Source organism: Nocardioides sp. CCNWLW216 (assembly GCF_037120545.1).
Taxonomy (GTDB): Bacteria; Actinomycetota; Actinomycetes; order Propionibacteriales; family Nocardioidaceae; genus Nocardioides; species Nocardioides lianchengensis.
The window spans coordinates 798,309-815,349 of the sequence record NZ_JBBBBJ010000001.1 but is presented as its reverse complement, the minus strand read 5'-3'; the positions used below and the strand labels follow the sequence as shown (position 1 = coordinate 815,349).

The 17,041-nt window shown below is 71.4% G+C and carries 14 protein-coding genes; 3 read left to right on the top strand and 11 right to left on the bottom strand.

The window, feature by feature from the left end; genetic code table 11:
- Positions 1-48: 48 nt before the first annotated feature.
- Positions 49-1,149, bottom strand: a complete 1,101-nt coding sequence (locus V7S47_RS03845; RefSeq protein ID WP_336560337.1) for a mannose-1-phosphate guanylyltransferase — start codon at positions 1,147-1,149, stop codon at positions 49-51.
- Between the two features lie 52 nt (positions 1,150-1,201).
- Here V7S47_RS03845 and V7S47_RS03840 point away from each other — a divergent pair, with 52 nt between their 5' ends.
- On the top strand, positions 1,202-1,939 hold the full coding sequence (locus V7S47_RS03840) for a TIGR03089 family protein (RefSeq protein WP_336560336.1): 738 nt from the start codon (positions 1,202-1,204) through the stop codon (positions 1,937-1,939).
- Between the two features lie 18 nt (positions 1,940-1,957).
- On the opposite strand, the gene V7S47_RS03835 is transcribed toward V7S47_RS03840, so the two are convergent.
- The 10 genes from V7S47_RS03835 to ftsE form a co-directional block, all read right to left on the bottom strand.
- Entirely contained in the window at positions 1,958-4,099 is a 2,142-nt protein-coding gene (locus V7S47_RS03835; protein WP_336560335.1) for an N-acetylmuramoyl-L-alanine amidase, read from the bottom strand.
- Positions 4,100-4,419: 320 nt separating this feature from the next.
- Entirely contained in the window at positions 4,420-5,202 is a 783-nt protein-coding gene (locus V7S47_RS03830) for an ABC transporter ATP-binding protein (RefSeq protein ID WP_336560334.1), read from the bottom strand.
- Positions 5,203-5,204: 2 nt separating this feature from the next.
- Positions 5,205-6,104, bottom strand: coding sequence for an ABC transporter permease (locus tag V7S47_RS03825; RefSeq protein WP_336560333.1), 900 nt, complete (start codon positions 6,102-6,104; stop codon positions 5,205-5,207).
- Entirely contained in the window at positions 6,101-8,143 is a 2,043-nt protein-coding gene (locus V7S47_RS03820; protein ID WP_336560332.1) for a glycosyltransferase, read from the bottom strand. The genes V7S47_RS03825 and V7S47_RS03820 overlap by 4 nt, the downstream gene beginning before the upstream one ends.
- On the bottom strand, positions 8,140-9,339 hold the full coding sequence (gene glf, locus V7S47_RS03815) for a UDP-galactopyranose mutase (protein WP_336560331.1): 1,200 nt from the start codon (positions 9,337-9,339) through the stop codon (positions 8,140-8,142). Before glf ends, V7S47_RS03820 begins: the two co-directional genes overlap by 4 nt.
- A 6-nt stretch (positions 9,340-9,345) precedes the next feature.
- Positions 9,346-10,248: a glycosyltransferase family 2 protein gene (locus V7S47_RS03810; RefSeq protein ID WP_336560330.1), complete on the bottom strand. Its 903-nt coding sequence runs from the start codon at positions 10,246-10,248 to the stop codon at positions 9,346-9,348.
- Positions 10,245-11,168 carry a glycosyltransferase family 2 protein gene (locus V7S47_RS03805; protein WP_336560329.1) on the bottom strand — a complete coding sequence of 308 codons (924 nt, stop codon included), beginning with the start codon at positions 11,166-11,168 and terminating at the stop codon, positions 10,245-10,247. Before V7S47_RS03805 ends, V7S47_RS03810 begins: the two co-directional genes overlap by 4 nt.
- A gap of 186 nt (positions 11,169-11,354) precedes the next feature.
- On the bottom strand, positions 11,355-12,623 hold the full coding sequence (locus V7S47_RS03800) for a M23 family metallopeptidase (RefSeq protein WP_090850555.1): 1,269 nt from the start codon (positions 12,621-12,623) through the stop codon (positions 11,355-11,357).
- Between the two features lie 53 nt (positions 12,624-12,676).
- On the bottom strand, positions 12,677-13,591 hold the full coding sequence (ftsX, locus tag V7S47_RS03795; protein WP_090850553.1) for a permease-like cell division protein FtsX: 915 nt from the start codon (positions 13,589-13,591) through the stop codon (positions 12,677-12,679).
- Positions 13,592-13,658: 67 nt separating this feature from the next.
- The gene (gene ftsE / locus V7S47_RS03790; RefSeq protein ID WP_090850551.1) at positions 13,659-14,348 is read right to left on the bottom strand and encodes a cell division ATP-binding protein FtsE; all 690 of its coding nucleotides are present in this window, start codon (positions 14,346-14,348) and stop codon (positions 13,659-13,661) included.
- Between the two features lie 69 nt (positions 14,349-14,417).
- Here ftsE and V7S47_RS03785 point away from each other — a divergent pair, with 69 nt between their 5' ends.
- Positions 14,418-15,062 carry a hypothetical protein gene (locus tag V7S47_RS03785; protein ID WP_336560328.1) on the top strand — a complete coding sequence of 215 codons (645 nt, stop codon included), beginning with the start codon at positions 14,418-14,420 and terminating at the stop codon, positions 15,060-15,062.
- Positions 15,063-15,170: 108 nt separating this feature from the next.
- A complete protein-coding gene (locus V7S47_RS03780; protein ID WP_336560327.1) occupies positions 15,171-16,967 on the top strand; it encodes a hypothetical protein in 1,797 nt (598 codons plus the stop codon).
- Positions 16,968-17,041: the final 74 nt, after the last annotated feature.

Genomic DNA, 17,041 nt, shown 5'->3' with positions numbered 1-17,041 from the left:
TGTAACGCGAGCCCGGCCCGCACCCCGCCACCTGGGCAAGGGACCGCCTCAGGTCAGGTCGGCCCGCCCGCTCTCCTTCAGCGCGGCCACGATCTGCTTGACCTCCTGGGCCCGGGCCCGGGTGGTGACGAGCACGGCGTCCTCGGTGTCGACGACGACGACGTCGTCGAGGCCGACCACGGCGATGGTCCGGCCGGTGCGCGGGACGACGAGGCCGGTGGAGTCGAGGGCGTGGACGAGGGCGTCGTCGCCGAGGACGGTGGTGGCGACCGAGGGGTCGGCGAGCAGGGTGGCGAGCGAGTCGAAGTCGCCGATGTCGTCCCAGCCGAACGAGGCGGGGACGGTGACGACCCGGCCGGCCGCGGCTGCGGGCTCGGCGACGGCGTGGTCGAGGGCGATCTTCGGCAGTCGCGGCCAGGCCTCGTCGAGCAGCGAGGGGTCGGCGGCGATGGCGCGCAGCTCGGCCGCGAAGGCCGGGTCGCCCTCGGCGAGCAGGTCGAGCAGGACCGTGGGGCGGACCACGAACATGCCGGCGTTCCAGCGGTACCGCCCGGTCGCCAGGTAGCTCTCGGCGACCTCCGTCGAGGGCTTCTCGACGAACTCGACCACCCGATAGGCGCCGTCGTGGCCGTCGAGGCCGTCACCGAGGTGGATGTAGCCGAAGGCCGAGGACGGGAAGGTGGGATCGATCCCGAGGGTGACCAGCCAGCCGTCACGCGCGGCCGCGGTCGCGGTGGCGACTGCGGCGCCGAAGGCGGCCTGGTCGGCGATCACGTGGTCGGCGGCGAACGAGCCCATCACGGCGTCGGGGTCGGAGCGCTCCAGCAGCGCGGCGGCCAGGCCGATCGCCGCCATCGAGTCGCGCGGCGAGGGCTCGGCGAGGATCGAGCCGTCCTCCAGCCGGTCCAGCTGGTCCGCGACCGCGTCGCGGTGCGCGGCACCGGTGACGACCAGGAACCGATCACCCACCAGCGGCGCCAGCCGGTCGTACGTCTCCTGGAGCAGCGAGCGCCCGCTGCCGGTGAGGTCGCGCAGGAACTTCGGCGACGACGACCGGGACAGCGGCCACAGCCGGGTGCCGGCTCCGCCGGCGGGGATCACCGCCCAGAAGCCGTCGATCGCGGTCACCGGGTCGCTGGCGCTCGTCATGGCGAGGAGCCTAGGGGTACGACGCCGCGAGGACCCGCCTAGCCTGGCCGGTGTGACCACCTTCTCCCACCTGCTCGCGGACCTGCTCCGCCGCGACCCCGGCCGCCCCCTGGTGACCTTCTACGACCACGCCACCGACGAGCGGGTCGAGCTGTCGGTGACGACCTACGCGAACTGGGTCGCGAAGGCCGCGTCGCTGCTCGTGGAGCAGCACGATCTCGAGCGCGGGGACCGACTGCGGGTGGACCTGCCGGCGCACTGGCTGGGGCCGGTCTTCCTGGGCGCCGCCTGGACGGCGGGCCTGGTCGTGACCGACGCCGACGACCCGGACGCGGTGGTCTGCGGGCCGGACACGCTCGAGCGCTGGGCCCCGCGCGCGGACGAGCTGCCGGTGCTGGCCTGCTCGCTGCGGCCGATGGGCGTCCGGTTCGCGGAGGCCCTGCCTGCGGGCGTCCATGACGTGGGCGTCGACATCTGGTCGCAGCCGGACTCGTACATCCCCTGGGACCCGGCCACCGGCGAGGACGACGCCCTCGCGTGGGCCGACGGCACCACCACCCAGACCGAGCTGTGGGAGGCGGCCGCCGCCGGGAGTCACCTCACCGACGGCGGCCGCCTCCTGTCGGAGGCGAACCCGGCTTCCCCACCGGGGATCGCCTCCTTCGCCGAGCCGCTCGCGAGGAGCGGCTCGGTGGTCCTGGTCGCGCGCGCCGTGCCGGAGCGGCTCGAGACGACGTACGTCGCCGAGCGGGCCACGGCACGCTTCCCACGCACCGCCGACCAGGACTGATCGTGGACCGGGCGGGCGTCAGCCCACCAGGTCGTAGGCGTTGGCCCCCGCCCCGATGAGCTGACGGGCCGCGACCCCGGTCGTGGCTCCCTTCAGCAGGTAGAGCCGGCCGGTCGCACGCTCGCGCACCACGACGTCGGTGTGCCCGGCCAGGGTGACGTTCGAGATGCCGACGACCCAGTCGTAGGGCTTGACGTTGCCGCCCGCGACGGCTCGCACCGCCGTCAGCCCGCCGGGCCCGTTCCCCGCCATCGAGTAGAGCTTCGTCCCCCGGCGGATCAGGGTGTCGGGAGCGCCGTCGGCGTCCCAGCGACCGGCGCCGACCTGCTGGGTGGCGCTGATGCCCTTGTAGGCGACGTACGGCGCGGCCAGCGCGGCGGCACCGCGTCCGGGCCAGATCCACATCTTGCCCTGGTACTGACCCATCAGGTCCGGGAAGCCGTCCCCGGTCATGTCCCCGACCGCGGTGACCAGCGTGACGCCCTTGAAGGCCTTCCCGGCCAGCCGCACCTTCTTGGGGAACTTGCCTCGGCCGTCGCCCAGGAACAGGACCACGACACCGTTCTTGCGCCGCATGATCACGTCGCCGTACCCGTCGCGGTTCCAGTCGCCGCCCTTGAGGAGCAGGTTGGCCCGCGACACGTTGATCCCGGTGGCGATGGGCTTGCCCATCGACGTCCTGCCGGCCTTGCTCAGCCGTATCGGCCAGACGACCATCTGCTTGTCGGAGGCCCGTCGTACGACCAGGTCCGGCTGGGCGGTGCGGGCCAGGTTGGACTCGAGCTCGCGCCCGCTCCACCCCTGCTGGGCCGCTGCCGCCAGCGCCCGGATCTTGGGGATCTGGGCGTAGAGGTACTTGCCCGGGCAGGCGGTCGAGCCCGCGTCGCGGTGCCCGTTGATCGCCTGGAAGGTCTTCGAGCCGACGACCTGGCGGGTCGAGGCGGCCGAGACCCCGTGCAGGGAGAGCTTCCAGGCGAAGAGCGCGCCGTACGCCTGGACCATCGCCGAGCTCGGCTGGGCCACGTCGTAGTTGCCGATCGCCGACATCGCGAACGAGTAGTCGTTGTAGCCCAGGGTGTGCGCCCCGACCACGGGCCGGTCGACACCGCCCGCGCGGCCCTCCCAGATCCGGCCGAACCGGTCGACGAGGTAGTTGTAGCCGACGTCGCTCCAGCCCCGGGACTTGGTGTGGTAGGCGTAGATGCTGCGCAGGATGCCCGGCACCTGCGCCCGGGTGTAGTCGTTGGCGTTGACCGTGTGGTGGACGAAGCCGGCGTGCACCTCGTAGTAGCGCAGCGAGCCCTTGTCGCGCAGCCGCTCGTCGGCACCCCACTGGGCCCGCGAGTAGATGGTCGGCCTCGGGGTGTACCTCGCGGCCTGCAGCTTGATGCCGTCCTCGGCACCCGCCTCCGGGTCGACCACGGGGTCGGTCGCCGGGTCGGAGGTCGGCTCGTCCAGCGTGCCGGTGTCGATGGCCGCCTTCTCCCGCTCCTGGCCCGTCGCGACGCCCGGGTCGACGACCGCGAGCTTCAGGTCGGCGGGCAGGGTGGCGGCGGCCGACGTGACCTGGACCTGGACCTGGTCGACGTCGCCGACGATCAGCTCGTCGGTGCCCGGCCGGGCCCGCCGGCCCTCGCGGCTGTCGGGGTCGGGGGCGTGCTCGTCGTGGTAGACGAGCGGCTTCCACTCCGACCAGACGCCGTCGTCGAGCAGCCGGGCCTGGACGGTGATGGCGTCCTCGGCGATCTGGGTGCCGTGCGCCCAGGTGACGCCGACCGTGCCGTAGCCGGTGACCTCCTGCGGGAGGCTGACCAGGGTGGTCTTGCCCGCCGGCGCAGCGGTACGACGGGCCTGCGCCGTCGGCGTGGCCGTCGCCGCGCGGGCGGTAGCCCGACCCACGACGGCCGTGGCGGGCGCGGTCAGCGGGACCTCGTCGACCGTGGCCTCCACCGGACCGGTCGGCACCAGCGACGACTGGGCCGACTCCGCGGTGTAGGCCGCGAGCGCGCTCACCGGGGCGGCCGACGCGGACGTCCCGGGGTCGGTGTGGACCACGTCGAGCGTGACGACGCTGGCGGCGGGGGTGAGGACGGCGAGGACGACAGCGAGCGCCAGCAGCTGCTGGCACGCAGTGACGAAACGGGTCTTGGAAGCAGGCATGCGGGGGTCCTTCTAGTGCGCGGGGAAGTTCACACGTGACGCAACTTTCACATGAGTAACAGGCCGCGAGGAAGGCAAACTGAGTAACTACAATCGTGTAATTTCCAGTCGACACGCCGGGAGATTCGAGATTTGTCAAGCCGGTAGGGCGTGCGGAGACGCCGAAACGCCGGTCTGCCGCGCTTGATGCGCGGCAGACCGGCGTTTCGGTGGATGCTCGGTGAGGTGTTCGCGGGAGCGAGATCTTGGTCTCGACACGCCCCGTCGGCTACTCGACCTGGCGCCTCATCCGCGCCTGAGCAAGCTCAGGCGCGAGGCACTCAGATATCGGAGGCGAGCTCCTCGTCGAGGGCCTCCTCGGCGTCCGGCTCGCCCTCGTCGGAGCCGTCGTAGTGCAGGTAGCGGATGCCCTGGTCGACCGGGCCGTCGTACCCGACGCGGCCCTTCTCGAGGACGATCACCCGGTCGCACATCCGGCGGACCGAGCCGGCGGAGTGGGAGACGTAGAACATCGTGATGCCGCTCTCGCGGATCTCCTGCATGCGCGCGATGCACTTGCGCTTGAAGGGCCGGTCCCCCACCGCCAGCACCTCGTCGGCGACGAAGATGTCGCAGTCGACGTGCACGGCCACCGAGAAGCCGAGCCGGGCGAACATGCCCGAGGAGTAGTTGCCGACCGGGGTGTCGAGGAAGCGCCCGACGTCGGCGAACGCGGCGATGTCGTCGAACTTCTCGTTCGTCTCCGCCTCGCTCATGCCGAGGATGGCGGCGTTCATGTAGATGTTCTCTCGGCCGGTGAGCTGCTGGTGGAACCCGGCGCCGGTCGCGATCAGCCCGGACACCCGGCCGCGGGTGAGCACCTGGCCGCTGTCGGGCTTCATCACCCCGCTGATCAGCTTCAGCAGGGTGCTCTTGCCGGAGCCGTTGAGGCCCATCAGGCCGATCGACTGCCCCTGGGGGACCTCGAACGATACGTTCTCGAGGGCCATGAAGGTGTCGCTGATCTGCTGGCGACGCATCTTCGCCATGATCATCTTCTTCAGGGTGCGGTGGTACTGCAGCGAGAACTGCTTGGAGACGTCGTCCACGACGATCGAGGTCACGCTCACGTGATCAGCTCCGGGACCCGACCCTCCAGCCGGGAGAAGATGCGCTGGGCGACGAAGATCAGCGCGATCCCGACGAGGGCCATGATGCCGCCGCGCAGCCACAGGTCGTCGGGGAACGACGTGGTGTAGACCTCGTCGTCGGTGGTGGTGAACCAGAAGCAGCGCTGCATCAGCAGCACCGCCTCAGCCACGGGGTTGGCCATCACGACTGTGTGCACCCAGCCACCGCCGAAGCGCTCCTCGATCAGGGAGTACGGGTACATCATCGGCACCATGAACGGGATCATGTTGATGAAGGTCTGGGTGATCCGCCCGAAGTCGCGCATGATCACGTTGAACACCGAGAACATCAGCCCGAGCGACGTCCCGAACAGCATCATGATCAGGAAGCCGAGCCCGGCGGCGAGGAACCCGACCGGGTCGGGGTGCCACCCGGTGACCAGGCAGGCGGTGCTCAGGATCAGCACCTGCGGGAGCGTGTGGTAGAGCGAGACCAGCATCGACGCGAACGGGAAGAGCTCGCGCGGCATGGCCATCTTCTGCACGACGCCCTTGTTGCTGAGCAACGAACGGGTCCCCGACGTCACCGTCTCGGTGAAGTAGTGGACCATCACCATCCCGGCGAACAGGTGGATGGCGAAGTTCTCGAGGTTCGCGCCGCGGTTCAGCACGATGCCGAACACGAAGTAGAAGGTGAAGAACCGCACCGTCGGGTTGATGTAGGACCAGGCCAGCCCGAAGAGGGAGCGGGCGTAGCGAGCCTGCAGCTCGCGGCGCACCATCAGCCGGAGCAGGTAGCGCTTGCGGAAGACCTCCAGCAGCCCGCTGGTGCTGGCCGGGGAGGTGAGCGGGACGTGCTCGAGGTCGTGCCGCTCGGCGACGCTGGACGTCGTCATCGTTCGCCTGCCTTCTCTCCGTCGCCACCCGTCCAGGGGGCGAAGGTCTGGTCCCAGGCCTCGGGCGAGGTGATCTCGGGCAGCTTCGCGCGGTACTCCGCGGCCAGCTCGGGCCACCGGCGGTAGAGCTTGACGTGCAGGTCCGTGATCCGCTTCAGCAGGTCGCGGTAGAGCTCCGGGTCGCGGGTGTAGAGCGCCACCGAGGTCTGGTCGGGCATCGAGACGACCGCCGAGTCGTAGCGGGCGATGCGGTACCACTTGGCGTCCATCGCCGCGATCTCCGCCTCCGGGAACTCCCGCGACAGGGCCCGCGGCTTCCGCAGCTGGCGCAGCGGCATCAGGCCGGCCGTGATCAGCTGGGAGAGCTTGCTCGGGACCTCGAGCTCGCTGTGCCCGCGCTTGGTGGGCTTGCGGCGCACCGGCGGGAACGCGTCGGGGTCGGGCTGCAGCTGCGCGTCGGCGTACTGCTTGCGGAACGTGTTGACGTCGCCCAGCCGGTGCGGGAGCACCTCGTGCAGCTTGTCGGGACCGGCCAGCACGTCCTCGAGCGCGAGCTGGCGCAGCTCGACGGTGGAGTACTGCATCGACACCAGGTGAGCGATGGTGTGGTTCACGCTCTCCTGGACCAGACGGCCGCCGTGCTTGTACGGCGAGTGCAGCAGCGCCGCGATGATCCGGTTGCGCTGGTGGAAGTAGGCCTGCCAGTCCAGCGCGTCGTTCTTGTCGGTCCACGGCACGTGCCACACCGCGGCGCCGGGGAACGTCACCGTCGGGTAGCCGGCCGCCTTCGCGCGGACGCCGAACTCGCTGTCGTCCCACTTGATGAACACCGGCAGGGACAGGCCGATCTCGTCCAGGACCTGGCGCGGGATCAGGCACATGAACCAGCCGTTGAAGTCCACGTCCACGCGGCGGTGCAGCCAGCGGGTCGACCGGAGGTTGCGGGCGCCGAAGTCCCACTCCGCCAGCACGTGCTCGGGGGTCATCCACCACCAGCGCCAGGTCTGGATGATCTCGCCGAAGCTGTGCAGCCGCGAGCGCGAGTAGAGGCTGAACATGTGGCCGCCGACGATGGTGGGCCGGCGCGCCAGGTCGCCGAAGGTCACCGCGCGCAGGATGCTCTGCGGCTCGCAGACCACGTCGTCGTCCATCATCAGGGCGTACGTCGAGGTGCCGGCCCGCACCGTCTCCAGCTGACCGCGGGCATAGCCCCCGGAACCACCGAGGTTGCCCTGCTCGATCACCCGGAGCCGGCCGTCGAGCGCCTTCTCCGCGGCGGGGAAGGCGGCGTGGTCGCGCACCTTCTCGGTGCCCTGGTCGACGACGAGCACGGCGTCCAGGACACCCAGCACGTCCTCCTCCGAGCCCAGCTGGCCCACGAGGTCGGCGCAGAAGGAGGGCCGGTTCATCGTCGTGATGGTCACCGTGACCGAGCCGGGCTCGGCCCGGTCGGCGGGCACCTCGGCGTCCCACACCGCCCGGACGACGACGTCCTCGTCACCGGCCGTGACGTCGTACCAGTACCAGCCGCCGTCCACGAAGGGTCGCAGCGACAGGTCGAAGACGAAGGTCCCGCCCGCGGCGCCCTCGTCGACCTGCTGGGACGCGACGCGCTGCGAGCGGCCGTTGGCCATCGACTTGTAGACGGTGACGCTCGAGCCGCGACCTTCGAGCTCGACGCTCAGCCGCACCTCGTCGACGATCGTCCACCGCCGCCAGTACGACGCCGGGAACGCGTTGAAGTAGCTGCCGAACGAGAGCCGGTTGCCGTGCTCGACGCGGACGGCGAAGCGGTCGACGATCTGGTCGGGGTCGATCGTCGTCCCGGAGCTGACCTGCTGGCGCAGGGTGGCCTTGTTGACCTCCTTCGCGCCCTTGTTGCCGCCGACGTTGTACTTGTCGGCGTCGAGGACGGCGGGGTCCGGGTCGACGTACAGCGGCAGCACGTCGAGGTCGCGGTCCGCGGGCATGATCTGCCGCTGCAGGACCCGCCGCACGGTCGGCGGTGCTGTGGTGTCGGTGACTCGTCCGGGGCTCACTCGTCGACTCCTCCGCTCGTCAGGGGGGCACCCTCCGCGAAGTGCGGCCTGAGCTTGTTCTCGAACATGGAGAGCGCCGAGCCGATCGCCATGTGCATGTCAAGGTACTTGTACGTCCCCAGACGACCGCCGAACAGCACCAGCGGCTCGCGCTTGGCCAGCTCGCGGTACTTCAGCAGCGTGGCCCGGTCCTCGGCGGTGTTGATCGGGTAGTACGGCTCGTCGCCCTCCTCGGCGAAGCGGCTGTACTCGTGCACCACGATCGTCTTGCCGGGCAGGTGGGTGCGCTCGGGGTGGAGGTGCTTGAACTCCAGCGTCCGGGTGTAGGGCAGGTCCGGGTCGTTGGCGTTGACCACGCCGGTGCCCTGGAAGTCGTCGACGTCGAGGGTCTCGGCCTCCAGGTCGATGGTGCGCCACGACAGGCGGCCCTCGGAGTTGCCGAAGTACTCGTCGACCGGGCCGGTGTAGACGATCGGCACCTGGCCCTTGTAGTCGTCGGCCACGTCGAAGAAGTCGGTCTCGAGGCGGACCTCGATGTTCGGGTGGTCGGCCATCCGGGTCAGCCACGCGGTGTAGCCGTCGACCGGGAGCCCCTCGTAGGTGTCGTTGAAGTAGCGGTTGTCGAAGGTGTAGCGGACCGGGAGCCGCGTGATGATGTCGGGGCTCAGCTCGGTGGGGTCGGTCTGCCACTGCTTGGCGGTGTAGCCCTTCACGAACGCCTCGTAGAGCGGCCGCCCGATCAGGCTGATCGCCTTCTCCTCCAGGTTCGTCGCGTCCTGGGTGGCGATCTCGCTGGCCTGCTCGGCGATCAGCGCCCGGGCCTCGTCGGGGGTGTGCGCCTTGCCGAAGAACTGGTTGATCAGGCCCAGGTTCATCGGGAAGGAGTAGACCTGCCCCTGGTACCTGGCGAAGACCCGGTGCTGGTAGCCGGTGAAGGCCGTGAAGCGGTTGACGTACTCCCACACCTTCGTGTTCGACGTGTGGAACAGGTGCGTGCCGTACTTGTGCACCTCGATGCCGGTCTCGGCGTCGATCTCGCTGTAGGCGTTGCCGCCGAGGTGGGGGCGCCGCTCCAGGACCAGGACCTTCAGGTCGAGCTCGGTCGCGCAGCGCTCGGCGACGGTCAGGCCGAAGAAGCCGGAGCCGACGACGACCAGGTCGGGGAGGTCGGATGGGGCGGTGAGAGCGGTGGACACGATCCGTCAGTCTACGGACGACGGCGGGAGCGCCCGCATTCCCCGCGCCGAGCGAATGGCCCGGATCACGTTGACCGCCTCGCCCCGTCCGCCGCGGACCGGGCTCAGCAGCACGACCATCGCCACGACCAGCCACGGCTTGAGCCGGACGAGCAGGTTCTCGCCGTACCGGAAGTGCACGACGAAGAGGTTGCGGTACATGTAGAACCCCTTCCAGCCCGCCAGGTCGTGCTGCTGGTCGAAGTCGAGCTGGCGCACCAGGACCGCGTCGCGGATGCCCCAGATCCGGTAGCCGGCCCGGCGCGCGCGGATCGCCAGGTCCACGTCGTCGTAGAAGATGAAGTACGACGGGTCCGGCAGACCGACCCGCTCGATCACCTCGCGCCGGACCAGGAAGCCCTCGAAGGCGACGTTCTCCAGCTCGACGCGGGCCGGCATCCGACCACGCTCGCCGTACGTCGTCTCGACCATGGCGGTCTTGGGCTTGATCGCCAGCGGGTTGCGCAGGTCGAAGCGGAGCGCTGCCTTCTCGACCAGCCGGCCGTGGCGGTCCTCGCGGACCGCCGCGAGGCAGGGCTCGTCGGTCGCCATCAGCACGCCCAGGCAGTCGGGGGCCGGGACGACGTCGTCGTCCATCAGCCAGAGCCGGTCGAAGCCCTTCTCGAAGGCGATCTGGACGCCGAGGTGGAAGCCGCCCGCCCCGCCGAGGTTCTCGTCGGTGCGGAGCACGACCAGGCCCGGGTTGGTGGCCGCCGCCAGCACCTCCGCGGTGCGGTCGGTGCTGGCGTTGTCGATGACCACGATCCCGTCGGGGAGCCGCTCGAGCGCGGCGAGGCCGGCCAGCATCCCCTCCAGCAGCTCCGCGCGGTTGTAGGTGACGACGACGACGGCGACGGTCTCGGGTGTCATCGCAGGTACTTCCCGTGGCCGGTGAAGTCGCCGCGGAGGCCGGCGTACATGCCTCGGGCGCTGAGGGCGATCCGGGCCGGGCTGGGGCGGGTGAAGGTGTAGAACCACAGCGTCTTGGCGACGAACGCCAGCGCGTGCGGCCAGCCGCGGTAGGTGCGCAGGTTGACCAGGTTGTTGCGGGCCATGCAGTAGTGCTTGAGGTCGCTCGGGCTGTGGTTGTACGTCGTCCGCCCGAACGCCATCGGCGTGCCGAGCTCCCCCACGCTCGGGTGCCGGACCCGGGCGGCGGGGACCGTGGCGATCCGCGCGTGGGCGGCCTCGGCGCGCAGGCGGTACTCGTGGTCGTCGCCCCAGATGAAGAACTCCTCGCGCGGGAGGCCGATCCGCTCGACCAGCGCGCGGGTCACCAGGACGCCGTTGAACGGGATGACGATGCCGTCGAGCCGGCCGCCGCGGGCCGCCCGCTCCACGTCCGGCACCCGGTGCGCGACGCTCGTCGACCCGGGCAGCCGGATCGGGAAGACCAGCCGCTCGGGGTCGTCCTGGTCGACGACGACCGGGCCCCAGAAGTCCAGGTCGGTCTCGCGCAGGAGGGTGGCCAGGCAGTCCTCGTCCGGCAGCCCGTCGTCGTCCATCAGCCAGGCCAGGTCGGCCCCGCGCTCCACCGCCCAGGCCAGGCCGTGGTGGAAGCCGCCGGCTCCGCCGCGGTTCTCGGGGAGCGTGCGGGCCCGCACGCGCGGGTCGTCGTACGACGCGAGCCAGGCGCCGGTGCCGTCGGTCGAGGCGTTGTCGACGACCAGCACCTCGGCCAGCCCCTCGACCTCCGTCAGTCGCTCCAGCAGCCCCTCCAGGAGGGTCAGCCGGTTGAACGTGACCACCACCGCCACGACACGTCGCGTCTCGCTGCTCGGCTCGGTCACGCCGACCACCCTAGAGACCGCCCCACGTCCTGCCCCGGTCGGCACCGGTGGTTGAGGAGGGACGAAGTCCCGTCCCGAAACCCCCGCAAGCCCACGCACCCACCCCGATCCAGGCCCGACGTACGGCCCACCAGGTTTCGAGACGGTTGCTGCGCAACCTCCTCAATCACCGGGCGGGCGGTGGGGCTAGATCCAGTCCATCGGGTTCACCGGGTCGCCGTTGGCCAGCACCGTGAAGTGCAGGTGGCAGCCGGTGGACCAGCCGGTGGAGCCGACGTACCCGATGACCTCGCCGCGGCGGACGCGCTCGCCGGGGCCGACGGTGTAGCGGGTGGCGTGGTTGTAGACGGCGGTCAGGAACTTCCCGTTGGCCCGGCCGACGTTGACGTAGAGGCGGTTGCCGTAGACCGAGGACCAGTAGGCCTGCATCACGGTGCCGTCGGCGACCGCGCGCAGGGGGGTGCCGCAGCCGGCGCCGAAGTCGGTGCCGTCGTGCAGGCCCCAGTAGTGGTAGATCGGGTGCTCGCGGTAGCCGAACGGCGAGGTCACCCGCGCGCCCTTGACCGGCGAGCTGAGGAAGCCGTCGCTCTCCCCGGTGTAGCCGCCGCCGCGGCGGGCGGCCCGGCGTGCGGCCGCGAGGATCTGCTGCTTGATCCTGGCCTCGCGCTTCTTCAGCTGGCGCAGCACCAGGCGGTCACGCTCCTGGGCGGCCCCGGCCTCACGGCGGGCGGCCCGGGCGTCGGCGAACAGCCCGGCGACCTGCTCCTTGGCCGTGGCGGCCCCCGCGGTGAGGGTCTCCATGGTCTCGACGTGCGCGGCCGCGGCGGCCTGCTGCTCGGCAACGGCCTGTTGGGCGTCCTCGACCTGGGTCTCCCGCACCCGGAGCAGCACCTCGATGCTGCGCAGCTCGTCGTACGCCGCGTCCTCCTTGGCGATGACGGTGTCGTTGGCCTGGACACGCCGCAGCAGGTCGTTGGGGTCGTTCGCCGCCAGGATGGAGGACAGCCCCAGCAGCCGCGGGTCGCCCTTGACGTAGAGGCCGGTCACGCGATCGACGAACCGGGCGCGCTGGTCCTTGACCGCCTGCTCCCCCGCGGTCAGGTCGGCGCGGGCCTCGGTCAGCCGCTGCTCGGCGGCGGCGAGCTTGGTGCGCAGCTCGGTGTCGCGGGCCTGGGCCGCGGTCAGCTTGGCGCGGGCGACGGCGTACGCGTCCTCGGCGGCGTCCAGCTTGGCCTGGGCAGCCTCCAGTCGGGCGGTGGCCCGCCGGACCTCCTTGCTGGAGTGCTCGAGGTCGTCGTGGGCGTGCTCGATCTGCTGCTCGACCTTGTCCTGCTTGCCCTTCAGGTCGTCGTCGGCGGCCTGGGCCAGAGGGACGGCCATCGCGCCGATGGCGAGTGCGCAGGCCAGGACGGCCGCGGACAGGCGGGGGCGCGAGGCGCTGGGGAAGTAGCGCACCGGGTCTGCCTTCAGGTCGGGGAAGAGGGCGCAGCGACGGTAACCCGCGCGGATCAGACTTTGATGTATTTGCGCGTCAGCAGGAGTGTCGGGAGCAGCGTGAGCAGCGGCCCGGTCACGCCGACCACGATCGCGGCGGTCACCGAGTCCGACCAGGTGATCCACGGGATGAACTCCAGCGAGTCCGCGAGCCGTCCCTGGATGCCGAACTGGATCAGGGCCGCGAGCGCTCCCCCGGCCAGCACCACGCTGATCGCGGCGATCACCAGCGCCTCCAGGAGGAAGGGCAGCGTGATGTAGATGGTGGAGGCGCCCACCAGACGCATGATGCCGATCTCCTTGCGCCGCGCGAAGGCGGCCAGCCGGATCGTGTTGGCGACGAGCAGCAGCGCGGCGACGACCAGGATCAGCGCGACCAGGAGCGAGCCGTCGCGAAGCGTGTTGATGGTCTCGAACATCGGCTCGGCGGCCTCGCGCTGGTCGTTGATCGCCGCGACCCCGTCCAGGCCCTGCACCGAGCTGACGATGCCCTCGTAGCGCTGGGGGTCCTTCAGGGTGACCCAGATCTGCTGCGGCATGTCGTCGGCCGTGATCGCGGCGTTCGGACCCTCGAGGTAGTCGGCGTCGTAGAACTTCTTCAGCTTCTCGAAGCCCTCCTCCTTGGTCTCGAAGCGCGAGCTCTCGACCTCGGGACTGGCGTCGACGACCTCCTGGATCGCGTCGATCTGGGCCTGGTCGGCCTCGGCGGCACAGGCCGGGTTGCTCCGGTCGTTGTCGCGGCACAGCGTCACGGCGATCTCGAACTCGTTGCCGAACTTCTCCTCGACCAGCCCGGCCTGGTCGCGCAGCAGCACGCCGGCACCGACCAGGGTCAGGGAGACGAACAGGGTCAGGACGACGGCGACGTGCATGGACAGGTTGCGACGCAGCCCCTGTCCGAGCTCGGTGAAGACGTAGCGCAGCTGCATGAGGTGGGGTGGACTCCTGGATAGCGAGGGGTACGGCGGGCGCGGGACGGCGGTGCTGGGATCAGGCTCAGTGCTGGAAGCCGTACACGCCCTGGGCCTGGTCGCGGACCACCCGGCCGTGGTCGAGCTCGACGACGCGCTTGCGCATCTGGTCGACGATGCCGTGGTCGTGGGTGGCCATCACCACGGTCGTGCCGGTGCGGTTGATCCGGTCGAGCAGCTTCATGATCCCGACCGAGGTGGTCGGGTCGAGGTTGCCGGTCGGCTCGTCGGCGATCAGGATCATCGGCCGGTTCACGAACGCGCGGGCGATGGCGACGCGCTGCTGCTCACCGCCGGAGAGCTCGTCGGGCATCCGGTCGCCCTTGCCGTCGAGTCCGACCATCTCCAGGGTCTCGGGGACGAGGTTGCGGATGTCGGTGCGCGAGCGGCCGATCACCTGCAGGGCGAAGGCGACGTTCTCGCTGACCGTCTTGTTCTGCAGCAGCCGGAAGTCCTGGAAGACGGTGCCGATCTGGCGCCGCAGCCGCGGCACCTTCCAGCTGGCGAGCCGGTTGATCTCCTTGCCCGCGACGTAGACCCGGCCGGTCGTCGGCCGGGCCTCGCGCAGGACCAGCCGCAGGGCGGTGGACTTGCCGGAGCCCGAGGTCCCCACGAGGAAGACGAACTCGCCCTTCTCGATGTCCACCGACACCTGGTCGAGCGCCGGGCTGCCCGTGCCGGGGTACGACTTGGTGACCTTCTCGAAGCGAATCACCCACAGGACGGTACGCGAGCAACCTGAGGACCGCGGGGACCCTGAACGACAAGTCTCTACTGTGTGGGCGTGCCCACGCTCGTCCGTTCCCTCCTCGCCGCCGTGGTGGCGACGGCGGCGAGCGTCGGCGCCGGGGTGGCCTTGGTCGGCCCGGCGGAGCGCGACGCCGCCGTACCGGAGGTCGCACCGAGCGTCACCCTGGCCGACCTGGACACCACCACGCTCGCCGCGAGCCGGGCCGGGTTCTGCGCCGGCGTCGCCCCCGCGCAGGTCGTCGAGGCGCTCGGCGCCGAGCCGACGGACACCACGTCGTACGACAACGGCGAGCAGGTCCTCCTCGCCGGGGACCTCACCGACGTGGCGCACGAGTTCGGCTGCACCTGGACCGCCGCCGACGGCGGTCGGGCCCGCGGCTGGGTCTTCGCACCGCCCGTGACCACCGACCGCGCCGCACGGCTGGTCCGGGCGGCGCAGCGCGGCGAGGGCTGCCGCCGGCTCCCCGGCGCCGCGGCGTACGGCGTGCCCTCGGTGGCGGTCGTCTGCCCGGTCGACGGGGGTCGGGAGGTGTCCTACCGCGGCCTGTTCGGCGACGCGTGGCTCTCGTGCGCGCTCAGCGCCCCGGCCACGACGTCGCGGGAGGAGCTGCTCGGGCGGGCGGACCGGTGGTGCGCCACGGTCGCGGTCGCGGGCACCGCCGGCTCCGCCGCGGGGTGAGCGTGGCCACTCTCGCCGCATTCGTCGGCGGGAGGGGGCCAACTCCCCTCATCCTGGTGGACGGTGCGCCGATGGGGAGGGCACCGGTCGTCCTCGAGGAGCTTCTGCATGCCGTCACACCGCGCGTCCCTGCTGGGGTGCCTGGTCCTGACCCTGACCGCCACCACCGTCCCGCTCGCCGCGGGGGTCGCCGGCGCCGATGACGGCACGGTCTCGCTCGACCGGGCCGTGAACGGCGTCGCCGCCGTGCGGGCGCTGGGCGGGGACCTCGACGACGCGGCCCGGCTCAACGGCCAGGGCCCGGACGAGCTGCGCGAGCTGCTGCTCGACGACTCGACGGCGTGGGTCGACACCGACGGGCGGGTGTTCTACCGCGACGTGCTCCCGGATCTCGCGCCCACCCTCGCCCCGACGGACGGCGCCAGCACGCCGTACGCCTTGGACCAGACGTTCCGGCTGCACAGCAAGCCCGGCTCCGCGCGCACGATCTTCCTCGACTTCGACGGCGGCTCCGTCGCCGGCAGCGACTGGGTCCGACAGCATGGCGTCGACGCCAAGCAGCCGGGCTGGAGCATCGACCGCTCCAGTGCCTTCAGCTCCGAGGAGCGCGCGATCGTGCAGGACGTGTGGCAGCGGGTCGCCGAGGACTACGCGCCCTTCGACGTCGACGTGACCACCCAGGACCCGGGTGCTGCCGCGATCGCCCGGTCCGGCGCCGGCGACTCCGTCTTCGGCACCCGGGTGCTGATCACCACCGGGACCCAGGCTCACCACGCGATCTGTGGATCGAAGGCGACCCAGGCCTGCGCCGGCGTCGCGTACCTCGACGGCTTCGACGCGATCGGCACCACCCACGACCGACTGCAGCCCGCCTGGGTCTTCGCCGCCAACTTCCCGACCTTCGCCAAGGGCATCGCCGAGACCGCCTCGCACGAGGCCGGTCACACGCTGGGCCTGCACCACGACGGCACCGACAAGGCCGAGTACTACTCCGGGCACGGCATGTGGGCCCCCATCATGGGCGGCGGTGGCTACCCGAAGGCCGTGACCCAGTGGAGCCAGGGCTCCTACGCGAAGGCGAACAACCGCGAGGACGACGTCGCGGTCATCACCCGCAACGGGCTGCCCCTGCGGGCCGACGAGGCCGGGTCCACCGTCGCCACCGCGGCCACCCTGCCCGGCGGTACGGCGTACATCTCGCACCGCACGGACGTCGACGTCTACGGCCTCGGCACCTGCACGGGTGCGGTCTCGGTCGTCGGGCGCAACGCCCCGAACAGCCCCAACCTGGATCTCCGGCTCCGGCTGCTCGACGCCACCGGTGCCGCCGTGGCCACGGCCAACCCCACCTCCGGGACCGGCACGCCGTCGTGGGACGTCACCACGGGCACCGACGCCACCGTCTCCGTCGCGGCCGCCTCCGGGCCGCTCTTCGTCGAGGTCGACGGCGTCGGCAACGGCACCTGGGCCCGGGGGTACGACGACTACGGCAGCCTCGGGGCCTACTCCCTGGAGCCCTCGGGCTCCTGCTCCGGCTTCGTCGGGGCCGCCCCGATGCCCACCACGCCCCCGAAGCCCGCCAAGGCCACCGTGACGGCGCCGGGCCCCGCGCGGGTCCGCGCCTCCCACGCCGGCCGGCGCGGCGGTCGCATCACCGCGGGCGTGCAGTGGACCCCGCCGGCGACCGTCGGCGGCGCGTCGGTCACGGGCTACCGCGTGGTCGCCCTGCGGCTGGACGCCCGGGGCCGGGCGACCCGGAGCAAGACCTCGGCCGTGCTCGGGGCCGGTCGTCGTACCGCCGAGCTGCGGCTGCGCTCCGGCCGCTACCGGTTCGCCGTGCAGGCCCGCAACCGGGCCGGCTGGGGTCCGCTCAGCACCCCGTCCCGGGCCGTCCGCGCCCGCTGACCCACCGCCGTTCCCACACCGGACCCCGGGGTCCGGTGCGTGGACGCGGCTGGTCTCCATGGTCTAGATGTGTA

What these genes read in the sequence shown, in the direction of transcription:
- V7S47_RS03845 (WP_336560337.1), bottom strand. Translation starts at nt 1,149, where the DNA reads ATGACGAGCGCCAGCGACCCGGTGACCGCGATCGACGGCTTCTGGGCG.
- V7S47_RS03835 (WP_336560335.1), bottom strand. Translation starts at nt 4,099, where the DNA reads ATGCCTGCTTCCAAGACCCGTTTCGTCACTGCGTGCCAGCAGCTGCTG.
- V7S47_RS03825 (WP_336560333.1), bottom strand. Translation starts at nt 6,104, where the DNA reads ATGACGACGTCCAGCGTCGCCGAGCGGCACGACCTCGAGCACGTCCCG.
- V7S47_RS03810 (WP_336560330.1), bottom strand. Translation starts at nt 10,248, where the DNA reads ATGACACCCGAGACCGTCGCCGTCGTCGTCGTCACCTACAACCGCGCG.
- ftsX (WP_090850553.1), bottom strand. Translation starts at nt 13,591, where the DNA reads ATGCAGCTGCGCTACGTCTTCACCGAGCTCGGACAGGGGCTGCGTCGC.
- V7S47_RS03780 (WP_336560327.1), top strand. Translation starts at nt 15,171, where the DNA reads ATGCCGTCACACCGCGCGTCCCTGCTGGGGTGCCTGGTCCTGACCCTG.